Genomic DNA, 16502 nt, shown 5'->3' with positions numbered 1-16502 from the left:
GGGAATACCCATTTCGATATTTTTTTTTGGAAATCCTAAGTCCATGTTCAATTGGGAGAAACCGAAAAGTAGGTATATTGTATTGCTTTGGGATACTATTTAGTGTTTACTTTCAAGAGGAAAGTAAATTAGGACAAGGAGAAATCGCATCCTATGTTTGCACTAAGGAATACAAAAAAAGGCTTTGAGATATATTTCAGGGGAACCTGCATCATAGCCAACCAAGAGAAGAAACCTTTGCTCCGGCTTGGAAAAGCAAATGGCGAGTTTACAGGCCATCATGGTTCTTATACCATACGGGAACAGGGATTGCTCTGGTATGATTTGGGCGACCCCGTGGTGGAACACATCGAAGAAACGCAGATTACCCTTCGGTATGCAGGGTATGGAAAGCTTGTGCTCACTGCCGAGAAGGGTACAGTGAACATAGTTTTTACAGCTGATACACAATATGAGATAAACAGATTCTCTATCCGCTTCCGCTGTAATGCAGAGGAACCGATATATGGTTGCGGGGAGCAGTATTCCTTTGTAGACCTGAAAAACCGGAAAATTCCCATCTGGGTACAGGAACAGGGCCTGGGTAGGGGACCGAATGCAGTCAAGCTTGCCTGCGACCTTGCCGCCCATGCAGGCGGAACCCGTTACAGCACCTATTTCTCCATGCCAGCCTTTGTCACCAAGACAAGGGCTGTGGTTGCAAAGACCTCTTCCTATGCCCTTTTTGATTTCAAGGCAAAGGAGGAATATTGCCTTACGTTCTGGCAAATCCCCCAGAAAATCGAGCTATGGATAACCGATAGCCTGAAAGAATCGATTGCAAGACTCAGCCAAAGGCTGAAAAGGCAACGCAGGCTTCCCCCTTGGGTAGGCAAGGGCATGAGTCTGGGCCTGCAGGGGGGAACCAATGCCGTACTGGAGAAACTAGGGAAGTTCGAGCAGTATGCACCGAAGGCGATAACCTCCCTCTGGCTGCAGGACTGGGTCGGAAAGCGTATAACCAGCTTCGGGTCCCAGCTTTTGTGGAACTGGGAGTACAACAAGGAACAGTATCCTGATTTCCCCCGATTCATCGAAACCATTCATGAAAAGGGAATCAAGGTACTGGGGTATATCAACCCATACCTTGCCATGGACTGCCCGATGTATAGAGAGGCTTCGAACCTGGGGTTCTGCGTACAGGACAAAGAAGGAAAGGATTATGCCATCCAGGTTACGTCTTTCGATGCCGCGATCATCGATTTGACAAACCCTGAGGCACGCTCTTGGATAAAGACGGTTATCAAGAAGAATATGATTGCTATAGGGCTTTCGGGGTGGATGGCAGACTTCGGGGAGTTTCTGCCAACTGACAGCGTGCTCTTTGACAAGAGTGATGCAGAGACCACTCACAACCTCTTTCCCGTTCTCTGGTCTGAGGTGAACAGGGAAGCGATTGAGGAAGCAGGGGTAAGCGAGCAGTGTTTCTTTTTCAGCAGAAGCGGATATCTGGATAGTGGGAAAACCATGGACATGTGCTGGGCAGGGGACCAGATGGTCTCCTATGACAAGGATGATGGCTTGGAGAGTGTAGTGCCTGCATCCTTGAGCCTGGGGCTCTGCGCTCTTCCCTACTGGCATTCGGATATGGGTGGTTACACCACCTTAGGCTGGGTGAAACGGAGCAGGGACCTTGCCATCAGGTGGGCAGAGCTTGCCGTCTTCTCGCCCTTCATGCGAAGCCATGAGGGAAACAAGCTAGAGCGCAATGCCCAGTACTACGATGACCCCGCTCTGGTCAAGACAATAGGGGACCTTGTATGTCTGCACGATGTTTTACACCCCTATCTGCAGGCAATGGAAGAGGAATACCAGAACACTGGTTTGCCGTTTATCAGGGAAATGGGTATCCATTATCCAGAGCTCAAGCCGATGCGCTCACAGTTCCTCTATGGCAGGGACATATTGGTAGCCCCCGTGTTGAAGAAAGGTAGAAAAACAGTGAAAGTCTATCTTCCCGATGATTCTTTCACCGGCTTCCAGGACAACAAGGACTACGCAAAAGGCTGGCACACCTGTAAGGCTGAGCTGGGTAAACCGGTATTCTTCTATCATAGGGAGAGTGAAGTGGAAAGGGTACTGGAATTGTTCAGGGAAGAGAAGGGTAAATAGAAGAGTGAAGTGCAAATACAAGAAAAGTACCCGGGATTTCGGTCTTCCTAATATTCAGTTTTCTTGGGTTAGTTTGAATTGCCCGGCTAAAAGGTCGGGTATTCTTTACTTTCCTTGCCAAGGACTTGGGTAAAGCTATTGTAACTGTGGGAACCGAAGATGATCCAATAGCTTAGTAATCAGGTTCTATTCAGTTCGAGGTCGGTATTTAACGATATCCGAATTCTTCTTCAAGCACATTTTGGTAATTTCTTGGGTTACTTCCCACTTTCTTTGCAAAATCGATTAAGAAATCTTAGTCATAATCAATGATTGCTAAAATGATTACTTCACTAGGATCGATTTATCAATTAGCGGCTAGGAGAGGAGTCTGATTTTCGCAGCCAGAAGTATGCGTTATACCATTAGTTTTCGATGCATCTGAATCACTAAGTATGTTTTGTTCCCAGCTTTTTATAATAGGGATTATAGTTTTGTCTTTTTCTAGATGTGCCGCCACATGATCAGGGTTTAATAAGTGCATAAAGCAAAGTACATCACGTGCTGTTCTTTTTTTGTCATCACATGATATGGCATTGAAAAAAATGAGATTATTCATAGAGATGATACCATCTCTTGTATGGCTTTCGGAATCTAATATGAGCCGGCACATAAGATTCTCAAAATATGTTTCATATTTTTCGTTATTTAAAGCTTTTATGATTATTGGGTCACAAGAAATTTCACTAGGACCTCTTCGATATTCAAATGTAGAAAAGGCTTCAAATATTCTTCGCATCACATTGCCAATATAAGGTTCATAATCATCTTGTTGATTGCTGCCATAAAGAAATACCATCTGTAAAAGTTTTGAATATTCATTACTTTCATACGAAACTCTTGGATTTTCCATTGGTCTAGCTCTCTATAATTTATTGAGTGTTTTCCTAGTTTGGGGTTTTTTCCAAGCGATTTTATTATGTCCCTACAGACCTTCTCAAGGTCAATTACTGTACAAAAATCATGAGATAGCAGGATTAGGCGGCTCTGGATATTTCCTCTAAACATATGCAAAAATTGTGATTTTAGGAAAGATAGCTGTTTGTTTTGACAAGTTTACAAATATTATAAAAATATATAAAACATTGACAAATTTAAATAAAAAAACTAATATTGTGACAACTTGATTGATTAAGGAGTTTGCTTTGGGAAATCCACTGGATACTGTTAGTAGAAGTCTTTCACAATATTTGCTCGATGCCATTCAGTCTGCAATAGAAGACTTAAAGGTGGAAGAGTCTCAATTTCCTACAAACACTCAGAATGGAAGAAGTGGTCGTTTTTGGGATTTCCTAAATACCAATATTGGAAAAATCCCATCATCCGAATTATCGAACTATAAGCTGAAGTTCGGATCTTGGGGATTGCTATATATTCTTGAACAAAAATCGGGAATTGTCTTTACGCTTATGAGAAAGCAACGATTTGAATCATTAAGTACATCAAAAAACGATGATATCCCAAGATATATACAAGCCTCTTTGCTGAAAAATGCTAATCAGGTTTCTAGCCTAGTGCAGCCTGAATTAGATTTATTCATATTTTCTGAAACAAAAAAAGAAGGAGAAAATGAATTATTTAGCCAAATATTTAGTGATTTGACTTTTCACTTCCCCGAACAGTCTATTACTCAATATGGAATTATCATTTTTGGTATAAATGACGAGCGCGTATCATATTTGAAAGCAATTATTCCCGATATGAATCTTGAGCCACTTTTTATGAAAGATATGCTTGCTGAAACCAAGGTTCAAATGCCTGCAATAGTTCCTACTTTCGAAGAAGTAAAAACTGTAGGACTGAAACTAAAAGATAAGGCAAAGAAGCATAAAAAAGCCAAGGAGCAATCAGTAGGAGTAAGATTTATTGGAGAAAAGGCTGACAAGCAAACCCCTCTGTAGCATCTTTTTTCTTCTTATGTTTAATGTTATAGATTTCGATTCATAAATAGGGATGTCTCTAATGTAGGTTGTCAAAATTTATATAAGGTCTATAACAACTAGAAAAGGAATGAGGTGTGTATTAGGAATATGTGTTTGAGACAAGATTTCGATGTTCAAAGACATTTAGTTAAGCATTTTGCAGATAAGCTTGTCTCCTTGTTATGATGATCCAACTTTTTTTGGTTGGTTGAATATATATATGCCTAATATTTTAGGCATCGTTTGAGGTATAGTATGAGAATTTTTAATGGGAATCGCCTTAAGGATGCTAGGATTTATAATGGGCTGACTGTTGAACAGCTAGCTGATGTTGTAAATGTGTCCAAGCAGACAATTTCTCTATATGAAAACAGTAAATCCGTTCCATCCACAGAAACAATTTTTTCATTCACAAAAGAATTGAAATTTCCGGTAGCATATTTCTATCAGCCTGATCTGTCCTTAAGCACAGGTTCTACATATTTCCGTTCATTGTTGACAACTAAGAAAAAATATCGTAATCAACAAATTGTAAAAATGAATCATGTTGCAGCGATATATTCTATTCTTCAGGAATTTGTAGAGTTTCCCCAATTGCATTTACCAAAAGTCTCTGAATGTGAACCTTCGCAAGCAGCAAAAATATTAAGAGAGTTTTGGGGACTAGGAGATGGGCCTCTAGTTAATTTGATGCATATAGCAGAATTAAATGGTTTGATTATTACAAAATTTGAAACTGATACCGATGATATTGATGCGTTCAGCCAATTGATTCGTATAAATAATGTTGATATATACATTATTTCTCTTTCTAGCAATAAGAATGTTGCTGTAAGATATCAATTCGATATCGCCCATGAAATTGGGCATATCTTGCTTCATGGATGGAGTGAAGATGAAGAAGATTTAAGCCGTGAAGAATTCAGATTGCGAGAAAAGGAAGCAAATGAATTTGCTTCTTCGCTACTTTTACCACCGAACACTTTTTGCAAAGAGATTGAAAAGGACCCACTGAATCTTGAATTTTATGTTTATTTAAAAAAGAAATGGCAGGTATCAATTCAGGCTATGCTCTATAGGGCAAATTCTGCTGGGATTCTTACGCAAGAACAATTTCAGAATCTTATGAAGAAGATACAATATCGGCATTGGAGAACTTTAGAACCTTTGGATAATGTCCTTCCAGTTCTTTCCCCATCAGTTTTTGAACAAGCCGTTTCATTATTATTAAATCAAGGTGGATATACTTCCTCTGAATTTATGAAGGAACTGGAGAATAGTGGTTTGGCCATGGATTATCGTGAGGTAGAAGGACTTTTAAATCTTGAAAAGGGTATGCTTAAGCCTCTTGACGATGATACTGAAAATAGAATTACACTAAAATTGAGATAACTATTATGGACATTTTATAAAATGATTTTCAGTATCTAGAGAATTAGTGTATATGGCGAATCTGAATGGCAGGGTTTGCGGAGCTAGAAGGTTGTGATGCGTTTGGAAACAACTACGATGCACCTGCCAACGGTTCCAGTGCGCTCATTCAGTTGATTGTTTTCCCTTATCTGCCAAATGGTTATCACTCAATAATTGATCCGTTGTTCGGAAAACAGCAGATATTCAATTTTGGGGGTAATGAATGTTTGATTATAAAAGTATCATTCTTAAATCGTATGTGCTCCATATGTCCGGCCGGGAAATCGCTCGGGAAATGAATGCGAGCATCTCGGGTGTCAACGAATTCTTAAGCGAGTTCCGAAGATGCAAGTCGCTCAGTTTGTGAATGTCAAGGAAGTTTTTCATTCCAGTAAAATTATCATACCGCGCACACTCAGTTTCCCTATGATCAACGGGAGTTCTAGAATATCAAAAGCAGTTGAAGGCACCCTTGGCAGAGTGTGGCTCCACGGTCTTGTGCGCGGCAGCCTTCCTGCTGTATTTGTCATCGGACTGGGTAATCTGTACCCGCACCAGGGTATTGGCCATGAAAGCCTTTATATCCTCGAGCATCTGGCTGAAGATTTCGAAACCCTCGACCTTGTACTCGACCAGCGGGTTCTTCTGGGCAAAGGAACGGAGTCCTTCCGCATCCCTGAGGTCCTCGAGGGCCAGCAGGTGGCCCTGCCAACGGATATCGACCTGCCTGAGATAGTTGAACCTCAAGAAGTCGTTGAAGGGTATCACAATAAATAGCATTACACTTTTAGCTATGTTGTTGATTTTCCGTCTGAGACAAAGTTTTATTGAATCGATTTCCTCAATTGAAAAACGAACACCATATTTTATACTTTGCTTTGTTATTTGGTTCAATTTCGAGAGGCGGCATTCTTCTCTTCACTGTGCTGGTTTTTCCTATTGCCTGACAAAATGGTGTAGTGCAGAAGGCCTTTCCCGATGAGTTCAAGCGAAAAATTGCCTTGGAGGCGTTACAGCCTCCTAAGACAATTCAGAATATCCTCGATTTTCAACTACCTGGAACCTGCAACTTGAACAATTATTGCTACCAGGATATCTAAAAATCACTGATCCCCTGCAGAAAGCACCGCTGTTGCAATACTGTCCTTGGCAAGGACAAAGGAATACAAAGACCCTGCCATACGCAAATTGATAGGCTGCTCTTTCTGACTCCTATTCATTATTACCACGACATAAGAACCCTCAGGGTTTCGGAAAGCCACAGATTCAACTGTGGAGTCAAAACCTGTGGAGGCTATATGTACAGCCCCAGGCTGTATGAAATGGCTGAAATGCCAGATATACCGGTAAGAAAGATTATAGATAATCTCATTGGTTTCCCGATTGACAAAAATAGGCGCCTCGCAGAAGTTGTTACAGTGATTTGGCCCTCCATTGCTTTCAAGTACGATATTCCAATCGATGAACGTATCCATACCTGCATTCAGGTTCCCTATTATCTCATGCCCATACTTCTGGGCATTGTACAACTGGTTGCCCTTGTCATAACGGCTATATTCGATGCACCCTTCGCTGAAGAGCAACCGCTTGGAGGGATACCGCTTTTTGACCAGACGCAAGGCATCGAAATGGTCACCGCTATACCAGTGGAAGGCAAAACCCGCCACCATCGGGTCGGTCTTTTCGTCGATGCATGCTGCTGCACGGTCAAAAAGACGTTCTTTATTATGATCCCACACAAAAATTTCAATATCCTCCAAATGTGACTTCTGTAGAGCAGGGTAGAGGTAGGTTTGCAAAAAATCTTTTTCTTCAGCTCCTGTGTAAAGGCAACTTTCCCATTTCTGGTTTGCATTGGGTTCATTCTGTATAGATAGGCATGCAACTCGAATCCCTTGGTCACGGTATGCCTTGATATACCGACATATATACTCGGCCCATTGCGTCTTATATTCGTCTTTCAAGGAACCGCCCTGGCAGCGTTGGCCGTTGCTTTTCATATAGGCAGGGGGTGACCAGGGACTAAGCATGACAGCAAAGGCCTCCTCTGCAATCTCATAAGCCTTTTTTATCCAGGGAATAATGGAAATCTCGTCTCTTTCCAGGGAAAAACTTTCGTCCTGTTTTCCTGCACAGTATTCAGAGAGGGAAAAATCACAACTGTCAATGCTGGTCCTGACAAAACGGTACGCCAATCCTTCGGAGCTGAAACAACTGCGAAGGATGGTTGAGGCTTGTTCTTCGGGTAAAGCAGCCAGGACAGAACCTACTGCTTCGGTAATTGCTCCCCCAAAACCCTGAAGCTTTTGAAAGGTTACCTGCTGATATATATTGATGATGTTCAGTTCGATTCCTCCATCATCGATAATTCCGGGGATAATCGACATTTTTTCAAGAGGAGTTCCCTCTCCCCTTGAGGTGACATAAAGGTTTGTATGCATTGTCAAAGTACCACGCTACTGACTGATCGTCCTGGCAGGGTAAACGCGATTGATTTCCCGTCCAACTGTACCACCACTTCTTTCTCTGTTTCAAAGGGATTGAAGAGTTCAACAGCATAGGAGCCATCGGGGTTGCAAAAAATCAAGGTATCGGCGGCCCAAGGACCAGTGAGACCTAAGCGTACGGCCCCCCGTTGGATAATGGAGGAAAAGTGTTTCATGATATAGTAATCAGGATTGAGGGTGTATGTACCGTCTTGATGTACTGTCACCATGGAATTCTGGGGATCCCCCCAGGTGCTGAATCCACCCTCTTCAAGTACGATGTTCCAGTACAAGTAGCTTTCCGCCCCGTTGGTCAGGTAGTGTTTGAGCATTGTCCATGTATAGAAGGCATAGTCCCAGGTGTTATCAGCGAAACCGCACTCGTTTTCCGATTGCATCAGCCGGATACGGGGCCACCAGCTCTCGAACGTCCTCTGGATTGCAATCTTCCCGCCCCATTGATACGAAACGCCACTGATGAAGCTCAAGGCCTTGGGGTCTGAAAGTACCGTATTGGCAAAATAGTCATAATCTTCCTCTGCCCATTTGTCAAAGAGCAACTTCCTGTAGTCACACCCTGGGGCATTGATCGTACCCAGCCAAATCTCGGAATCGATGCCAGCTTCTCTGAAGGCTGGTCCAAGGTAATCCCTGATAAAGACTTTCAGCTCCTCTCCTGTCCACATGCAGGAAGGGAACTTTTGGTTTGCCACTGGTTCATTCTGTACATGGATTTGATTAACCTGGACTCCTGCCTTTGCATATTCCTGGACAAAACGTACGAAATATTGGGCATAGGTTTCCAAATACTGTTTTTCCCAGATTAATTTACCCCAATTGTATACCGGAGGGTTCTTCAACCAAGTTGGTGGACTCCAAGGAGAAGCGAATAATACCATATCCTTGTTCACAGCCAAGGCTTCCTTGATATAAGGAATGAGTATCTGTTTATCCCGCTCGATGGAAAATTCCTTCAGGTCGAAGTCTCCTGGGCATTCATCGAGTGAATACCAGTTCTTTGCATAGTCGTTTGCCCCTATAGGTAAACGGCAGACATTGAAAGAGGCTTCTTTGAAAAGCTCCTCCATCAGGTTTTTTCGGTGTCCTGAATCGAGCTTTTCCAATGCAGTATAGCCCAGTTCATTGAAACACCCTCCGAACCCCAGCATGCCTTGGTAGGATTGCCCATTTAAGGCAACCCCATATGAACTGGTTGTTTCCTGGCCTGCGGTTTCCTTCCAGACGCATGCAACATTAGAACTTCTCAATTGATATTCTTTCATATATACCTACTTGTCTGAACCAGTGGTTAATCCACTGATAATATATTTTGACATAAAACAATACACAATAATAATGGGGACAACGGAAATGGCGATGGCCAGATACATGGCCCCATAGTTGGTTTTATACAAGCCTTTGATCATGGCAATCATTACTGGCATAGTATAGCGTTCGCTTTTAGTCATCAGTATCAACGGGCCCATATAGTTGTTCCAGTTGGTGACAAAACTGAAGATGCACATTGTTGCGACACCTGGCATCACACATGGCAAAACAACCCTGTTGAAGATGCTGAATTCCGAACAGCCCTCCAGCCGCGCCGATTCCATCAAGGAATCAGGGACACTGTCAACCATTCCCCTGAGGAAAAAAACTGCGGTGGCATTGGCGATGCCTGGCAGAATGAACGGCAGGTAGGAGTTGAGCAGATGCAATTTCAGGTTCAAGTGGTAAAACCCGATAATTCCCAGCTGTGCGGGAATCATCATGCTTGCCAAAACGATGGCAAACAATGCTTCTTTATGCTTCATTGGGTATTTTGAGAAACCAAAGGCGGTAAGAGCACCGAAATACCCTGTACAAAACGTAAAGGGAATGGCAATAAACAGACTATTGAAAAACCCGTTCCAGATATTCACCAGCGATTGCATGGTCATGTAGTTTGCTGCAAGGGCTTTTCCGGGCAAAATATTCAACTTAGTGGAAATATCAAAACTGAGATGGGTGGAGTTTACAATCATCAAATAGAACGGCACGATACAAAGGAAAAGCAACAACAACAAAAAGAAATATTGGAAGAAACCTGAGATCAAGGTTTTAGTTCGCATAGACATTCTCCTTATGTCGCATCGCCCTGAAAGCCAAGAAACTCAACAGTGCAATGATTAAAAAGAGTCCTATGGAAAGCGCCGAGGCATACCCGTAATTATGACTGGCAAAGCCTTGGTTATAGAGATACATGGGAGTGGTAAGCACTGCCTTGCGGGGGTCTCCCATGCCGTTGGACAGGGTTACGGGTACATCGAACAGCTGCATTCCCCCGATTATTGAGGTTATGGTCATGTAAAGCAATGTAGGCCTGATCAGAGGCATAGTGATATGCAGGTAGGTTTGCATTTTGGTAGCTCCGTCTACCCTGGCTGCCTCATACACTGCAGCATCGATGGAGGTGATGCCCGCCATGATAATGACCGTGGTATAACCGAACCACATCCACCATTGGATATAGGAAACCAGGGAAGAGGTGAATAGCTCACTGTTGAAAAAACTGAAAGGTGCACCCGAAATACCAAGGGAAGCGAGGATTTGGTTTACCGCTGATTTCTTACCATTGAAGAGCAGATTGAACAACAGCCCTACCGAGGTCGCGGTAATGAGGTTGGGAAGGTAATAGGCGGCACGCAAGAATTTCATTCCCTTCACCTTGTTGAAGGTAAAGAAAAAGGAAAGAAGCAGGGCTGAAAGCATCTGTGGGATAAAATTGCATACCCAGATGCGGAACGTGTTCCCTAGGCTGAGATAAAAGACCTTGTCAAAGATTAAGCGCCTGAAATTAAAGCTTCCGAAACCTGCAGGAGAAGTCAGTCCATCCCATTTTTTGAAACTCAGAAACAGGGTGTACAAAGCAGGGTAGAAGATAAAGATGAGAAAGATGATAAAAAAGGGTGATATGAACACATATCCCGCCCAGGTTTTTGTCTTATGAGTATTCATTGGTCCCCAGATGATGTCCCGGGATATCCTCCCGGGACATGAAAGCATCGATATGTCAGAGGGAAAGTTCAGGATAGGCGGTCTTTGCGTCTTCCTTGAACTGGTTCACTGCGGCATCTTTGGTTAACATCCCCGTAGCGTAGGAACGTACAGTGGATAAAAAGGCATTATTCAACTGGCCGTCATAGGCAGTCATCAAGTCAGAGGGGATTTTTGCCATCTGGTCATTGTAGAAGGCAAAAAGATTCTGTCCGGCTAAGACTTCTTCGCCAAGACCGGCGGCCAAGGCTGTATCCGCACTTTTAAGGGACACATATTCCCCATACTGTTTGGCATAGGCAATCTGTGCCTCGGAATCCAAGGTGACATATCTGAGGAAAGCCCACGCGAGGTCTTTTTGCTTGCTGTCTTTGTTAATACCCAACCAGGTACCACCTTTCACATACGGAACGGCACCTTGGCTAAGACCCCATTTCCCGATGGTATTTGATGCAGAGGGTTTGACAACAAACTGATATCCCCAGGTCGGCAGTACATAGCAGAAGCAATCGTTTCCTTCGACCGCGGCCATCCATTCCGGAGCCCAAGGGCTGACTCCAAGATCGTAGCCATTATTGGTGATGGTTTTTGCCATATCCATGAATTCAAGCATAGACGGGTCGATGATGAGTTTGCCATCCTGGACCCAGGGAGCCTTACGGTTGGAAAACTGCATGTTCATTATGTCTTCCCAGGAGGCAAACATCTTGATGCCTTGGGTTTTGAAAGCGGCAGCGGCTTTAAGCATTGCCTGGTTGCTGTCCAACAATTTTGCCACATCCTCGGGTTCGCTGACACCAAAGACTTTTTGTGCGAGATCCCTGCGGTAAATTAATGAACCGGGTGAAGCCTGCCAGCTCAAGGCCCTTACAGAGCCAGAGGCATCGGTGCCTACGCTGCGTACGTATTGCCACATATCATCGGTATATTGGTCGACGTTATAGGGGGCTTTCCTTAGATCTTCCCAGACACCTGCGTTGACGAAATATTTCACGTAATCGGATTCTCCGGTAAAGATATCCGGTCCCTGGCCCCCTGCCAAAGCGGGAGTGAGTTTGGCAACAAAGTCTGAGTTGGGTACTACCGTAATCTTGACTTCAATATTCGGATAGTCCTTGTTGAAGTTTTCGACAAACCGGCCCAATTCCTCTCCTGAGGACCAGACATTCAAGACTCCGGACATTGTTCCGGGGTTTTGAGTGATAGGGGCGCTTTCCCTGTTTCCCTGTGCCGTTAGCGAGAAGGCTACAGCAAAGGCGATAAGCAAACAAATGATTCCTTTTCTCATGAAAAACCTCCAATTTATTTCCTTTCCGCTACTGATTCTTCTTCAAGGAGAACCGGCGGTACAAGTTTTTCGATACGTTGGGTGCGGCCCTCAATGCGTTCCAATAACGCAGTGGCCAACATGCGCCCAATTTCATAGATGGGTTGTTGAACCGTAGTGATCCTGGGAGTGGAAAGCAGATGGTGCCCCAGTCCATCAAAACCAACAACCGATATATTGAGTGGTACTTTTTTACCCATTCGTTCCAATTGCCGTATCAGCCCTATGGCGATAGTGTCGGTGGCACAGAAGACAGCACTTAACGAATTGTCACCTGAAAAGAGTTCCAATGCTGCGTATTCTCCCCCTGAGGGGCTATTGACGCTGTATTTGACCAAGTCCTCCCTGAAGGGCAGCCCAGCTTCCAGCAAAGCCTTTTTGTAGCCGTTCAGACGGTCGATGGGGTAATCCTTGTCCTCTGCGACATTTACCATTGCAATATGTTTATGTCCGGCTTCAATAAGGCGTTTTACGGCCATATAGGAGCCCTGGACGTTGTCGACGTCGATACAATCGACATCGTCGATCTGTGCATGGCCAAAAATTACCAAGGGTTTTTCATCGTTCAGGGCATAGTGCGCAAACTCTAAGGTTTCATCACGGAGCAAGCCGGTAGCAATGTAACCATCACAAGGATGTTGGGCTTTCATATCACGGAGTATTAAAAACGAATACATTCGTTCGCTGAGGGTCTTGCTGATACCGGCGATGAAATGCATGGTAAACGGGTTGCTTAAGTCGATTGCCGCGGGGATATAGATATCTATTACCCCTGTACGTTTTGTGACTAGGTTTTTTGCAGCCGTATTGGGCTTGTAGTGTAATTTCTTCATAGCGGCAAAGACTTTTTCCCTAGTCTCTGGTTTTACTTTTTCGGGAGAATTTACCACACGTGATACTGTCATGGGTGCTACATTCGCTTCTTTTGCCACATCGATTACCGTTGACATTTTCGTCTCCTATGCATGGTAACGTTACCATTCAGATAGTAAAAAAAAGAAAGTAAAATGGTAACGTTACCATTACTTCAATGAAAGGATATCCCTGTTTCGGGAATAAGACAAGCTTTTTTTTGGGGAAGTTTTGGAAAGGCTTATCTGCTCATATCCAATTTCGAATAGCTCGCCATAATCAGAAAAGTTTTGTAAAGAAACTGTTGCTTATGGTTTTGGGCTGCAATGGCCTGTAATACTTACTGATAGGGGAGTCTTCAAAACCTGTTGGGAAACGGGGACTCTTTTATGCCAGCTGTGAGGAAGAGAAATACTAGTAAGTTTATATAAGAGCCATTGAAAAGACAATCTTGCTATTGCTGATGCTATTGAAAGAGTGAACAGATGATAACAAGAACAAAAACGGGTATAGGAAGTATGCAGTTCTGGCCAATGCAGGGGAAAAACTTGGTTGAACCTAATTTCTCCCCCCTTCTGTTCCAAAGTATATCGGCCTCAACGTGAAAGCCCTATTCCAAATCCGTTTAGTTCCCCTTGAACAGGCCGTACAAGGTCGTAGTGAGTTCTCTTTCAACCAAATCAGCAGCAACCCCGATGCACGCCTTAGTCGTAGGATCGGAGGCCCTGAGCTTTTTGGAGTCGACCACGACCCTTCCCCTGTCGATGCCTTCGGTCTCGACTGTCAGGAAACAAGGGAAAGCTTGGAAGAACTCTGGGTGTACCGCACAGATAACTGCAGAAGGGTCATGGATGAACGTCTCCTCTGTTCCCAGGGTGTTTTCAATATAATAGTCTGCCATATCGGCAAAAAGCCTTCCGCTTATGGTTTTCAGGTTTCTCCAAGATTGTGTAGCCTTCTTATCTAAGCGTGACCGCTGGGTAACATCCAGGCCAACCATGGTAATATCCATGGAGGTTTCGAACACGTTCCTTGCGGCACAGGGGTCCTGGGAAATGTTCGCCTCCGCGAAATGGCTGACATTGCCGCAGACTGTGAGAGCACCTCCCATCACAATGACTTTTCCGATCATATGCTCAATTTCCGGTTCCTTTTCTAATGCTGTTGCCAGGTTGGTCAAAGGCCCGGTAGTAACCAGAGTAAGTTCCTTACCCCATCTTTTGCAGCTGGCAATGATAAAATCGATGGCATCGGTAGATTCCGGTTTCGCCGAGGCTGGGGGAAGCGTTACCTGGCCAACCCCATTTTCCCCATGAATCCTGGCACTGACTTCATGCCGGGTAAAAACTACCTTGTCCATCGCATGGTCTTCCCCTTTGAAAACCGGAACAGAATCTTTTTCCAAGAGATGGAGAATATCCAGCGAATTTCGCACACCCTGTTCAGTCGTCACATTTCCATAGGTACCGGTCACTCCCAATACTTCGATATCGGGATTTGCAATTGCATAGGCCAAGGCAAGTGAATCGTCGACACCGGTATCAAGGTCAAGAATCATTTTCATCATGGTTTTTTCAATTTTCCCGTATTGATTGCATGGCTTGGCAGCAGCCAGTCAACCATGGCTTTTGGTCTCTTTTGGAGTATAACAGTTGGGATTCACATAAGCAAAGGGATCACGGCAATGACGTCGTCGTGTCCAAATGCTGAAAAAATGCAGGAAATTGCCCTGTCCTGCCTGTCGTACTGTTTCAATATCCTTGGCTGAATTGGAGATTTTCTTTGTAAACGCTATTAGCGACATACTTATTTCGGTTTACTAAACAATTCTTTACAAAGAAACAACAAGAGCAAAATTTGATGGTTTTCTTTTCCTTGACTGTTGGGTTATGAGTGGTATACTTAAGGCGACATATTACGTAACACCTATGAAATTCATTGGATGGAAATGTAATACGAACACTATGTAAGGGGGAAAGGAGAAATGAAAAAGACACTGTTGAAAACCTTAGCAGTCGGATTCATGTTAACCGCTATGACTAGTGCGGTCTTCGGTGCTGGGGGAGTGGAACAGCAAAAGAAAGATGTAACCATCAACATGTTCCAACTCAAAGTTGAAATCAAGGATGCCCTGGATGCGTATGCTGCAAGCTACTCAACGGCACACCCTGGCGTAACGGTAAAAGTCGAGACCCTTGGCGGTGGCGGCGACTACGGTGGGGCCATGAAAGCCAAGGCACAGGCTGGACAGATGCCCGACATCTTCATGATCGAGGGACGTGGTGGCTATGATATCTGGAAAGACTACGTTGCCGACCTGAGTGACCAGCCATGGGTCAAGGACACAGACCTTGCCTTTAAAGCTGATGGTAAAGTAGTAGGTTTCCCTGTCGCCATCGAAGGCTACGGACTGGCCTATAATGCTGATATCCTTCAGAAAGCAGGAATCGATCCCGCAACGCTGACCACCCGCGCAGCCTATGAAAAGGCATTGAAGATTCTTGATTCCAAGAAAGCGGAACTTGGCATCGACGCACCTGTGGCAATGGCCGCATCCGTCGCCGGAGGAATGTGGTGGGTTGCAGCGCAACATAACCTTGCAGCCTATTGGGGCGGTGGACTCGATTTCAACGACACCAGTATTATCGAGAAGGCACTCAAAGGCCAGCTTGATGATGCACGTTTCTTGCAGTACACAAAATACTTGCAGTTGCTGTTCAAATATGCTGACAAGAAAATCCTGTTGAACGGCAGTTATGATGATCAGGTAGGTTCTTTTGCACAAGGCAAAACCGCTTTCCTGCATCAGGGTAACTGGGTAGACCCCAACTTGAAACAACTTGGCGTTACCTTCAAGATCGGTTATGCCCCGCATGCATTCCTGGATACAGAAGAGAAAGGTCTCTATCTGTTCGCCCCTAGCTGGTACTGCGTAAACGCAAAGAGCCCGAATGCGGAAGCTGCAAAGGCATTCCTAACTTCGATCGCTACAACTCCTGAAGGCCATGATTACATGGTCAATAAGGCCGGTATGATCCCAGCCTTCAAATCGGTTACGCTCAAGCCCTCCGGACAGCTCAGCCAGGCACTCATGGAAGCTAATGCAAAGGGTGGCAACTACGGCGTATTCTTTGGAATGTTGCCTGATGGTGCCGGACAGAATGTGTTTGGTCCTATTTTCGACTTGTTTGCCCAGAATCCCGATAATGTCGATCAATTTATCGCGGATATGAAGAGGGCGGTCGCTAATTTGCCCAATATGTAGAAATTCTTACC

General features: G+C 44.3%; 13 protein-coding genes. 4 read left to right on the top strand and 9 right to left on the bottom strand.

Features of this window, described 5'->3' with window-relative positions:
* The first annotated feature begins 153 nt into the window (after nt 1-153).
* Entirely contained in the window at nt 154-2151 is a 1998-nt protein-coding gene (locus SPIGRAPES_RS02870; RefSeq protein WP_014269277.1) for an alpha-glucosidase, read from the top strand.
* A 346-nt stretch (nt 2152-2497) separates the two neighbouring features.
* On the opposite strand, the gene SPIGRAPES_RS02865 is transcribed toward SPIGRAPES_RS02870, so the two are convergent.
* The gene (locus tag SPIGRAPES_RS02865) at nt 2498-3043 is read right to left on the bottom strand and encodes a hypothetical protein (protein ID WP_041384401.1); all 546 of its coding nucleotides are present in this window, start codon (nt 3041-3043) and stop codon (nt 2498-2500) included.
* Nucleotides 3044-3335: 292 nt separating this feature from the next.
* Here SPIGRAPES_RS02865 and SPIGRAPES_RS02860 point away from each other — a divergent pair, with 292 nt between their 5' ends.
* Together SPIGRAPES_RS02860 and SPIGRAPES_RS02855 are read left to right on the top strand one after the other, a co-directional pair.
* Nucleotides 3336-4091 (top strand): DUF5986 family protein, encoded by a 756-nt coding sequence (locus SPIGRAPES_RS02860; protein ID WP_014269276.1) that lies wholly within the window; start codon nt 3336-3338, stop codon nt 4089-4091.
* Nucleotides 4092-4367: 276 nt separating this feature from the next.
* Entirely contained in the window at nt 4368-5504 is a 1137-nt protein-coding gene (locus SPIGRAPES_RS02855) for an XRE family transcriptional regulator (protein ID WP_014269275.1), read from the top strand.
* Nucleotides 5505-5975: 471 nt separating this feature from the next.
* Here SPIGRAPES_RS02855 and SPIGRAPES_RS02845 read toward each other — a convergent pair whose 3' ends face one another.
* The 8 genes from SPIGRAPES_RS02845 to SPIGRAPES_RS02810 form a co-directional block, all read right to left on the bottom strand.
* The gene (locus SPIGRAPES_RS02845; RefSeq protein WP_041384399.1) at nt 5976-6419 is read right to left on the bottom strand and encodes a hypothetical protein; all 444 of its coding nucleotides are present in this window, start codon (nt 6417-6419) and stop codon (nt 5976-5978) included.
* 209 nt (nt 6420-6628) lie between these two features.
* Nucleotides 6629-7966 (bottom strand): glycoside hydrolase family 30 protein, encoded by a 1338-nt coding sequence (locus tag SPIGRAPES_RS02840; RefSeq protein WP_014269273.1) that lies wholly within the window; start codon nt 7964-7966, stop codon nt 6629-6631.
* 2 nt (nt 7967-7968) lie between these two features.
* Nucleotides 7969-9294 carry a glycoside hydrolase family 30 protein gene (locus SPIGRAPES_RS02835; RefSeq protein ID WP_014269272.1) on the bottom strand — a complete coding sequence of 442 codons (1326 nt, stop codon included), beginning with the start codon at nt 9292-9294 and terminating at the stop codon, nt 7969-7971.
* A gap of 6 nt (nt 9295-9300) precedes the next feature.
* Nucleotides 9301-10122 carry a carbohydrate ABC transporter permease gene (locus SPIGRAPES_RS02830; protein ID WP_014269271.1) on the bottom strand — a complete coding sequence of 274 codons (822 nt, stop codon included), beginning with the start codon at nt 10120-10122 and terminating at the stop codon, nt 9301-9303.
* Nucleotides 10112-11008 carry a carbohydrate ABC transporter permease gene (locus SPIGRAPES_RS02825; protein WP_014269270.1) on the bottom strand — a complete coding sequence of 299 codons (897 nt, stop codon included), beginning with the start codon at nt 11006-11008 and terminating at the stop codon, nt 10112-10114. Before SPIGRAPES_RS02825 ends, SPIGRAPES_RS02830 begins: the two co-directional genes overlap by 11 nt.
* 55 nt (nt 11009-11063) lie before the next feature.
* Nucleotides 11064-12335: an ABC transporter substrate-binding protein gene (locus SPIGRAPES_RS02820; RefSeq protein ID WP_014269269.1), complete on the bottom strand. Its 1272-nt coding sequence runs from the start codon at nt 12333-12335 to the stop codon at nt 11064-11066.
* Between the two features lie 14 nt (nt 12336-12349).
* Complete coding sequence (locus tag SPIGRAPES_RS02815; protein WP_014269268.1) at nt 12350-13324, bottom strand: LacI family DNA-binding transcriptional regulator; 975 nt, start codon at nt 13322-13324, stop codon at nt 12350-12352.
* A 527-nt stretch (nt 13325-13851) separates the two neighbouring features.
* Complete coding sequence (locus SPIGRAPES_RS02810; protein ID WP_014269267.1) at nt 13852-14793, bottom strand: nucleoside hydrolase; 942 nt, start codon at nt 14791-14793, stop codon at nt 13852-13854.
* Between the two features lie 417 nt (nt 14794-15210).
* On the opposite strand from SPIGRAPES_RS02810, the gene SPIGRAPES_RS02805 reads away from it, so the two are divergent.
* A complete protein-coding gene (locus SPIGRAPES_RS02805) occupies nt 15211-16491 on the top strand; it encodes an ABC transporter substrate-binding protein (RefSeq protein ID WP_014269266.1) in 1281 nt (426 codons plus the stop codon).
* Nucleotides 16492-16502 lie beyond the last annotated feature (11 nt).

It is taken from the genome of Sphaerochaeta pleomorpha str. Grapes (assembly GCF_000236685.1).
In the GTDB taxonomy this organism is placed as follows: Bacteria; Spirochaetota; Spirochaetia; order Sphaerochaetales; family Sphaerochaetaceae; genus Sphaerochaeta; species Sphaerochaeta pleomorpha.
The sequence above is the reverse complement of the archived record's forward strand: the minus strand, read 5'-3'. Positions and strand labels throughout refer to the sequence as shown.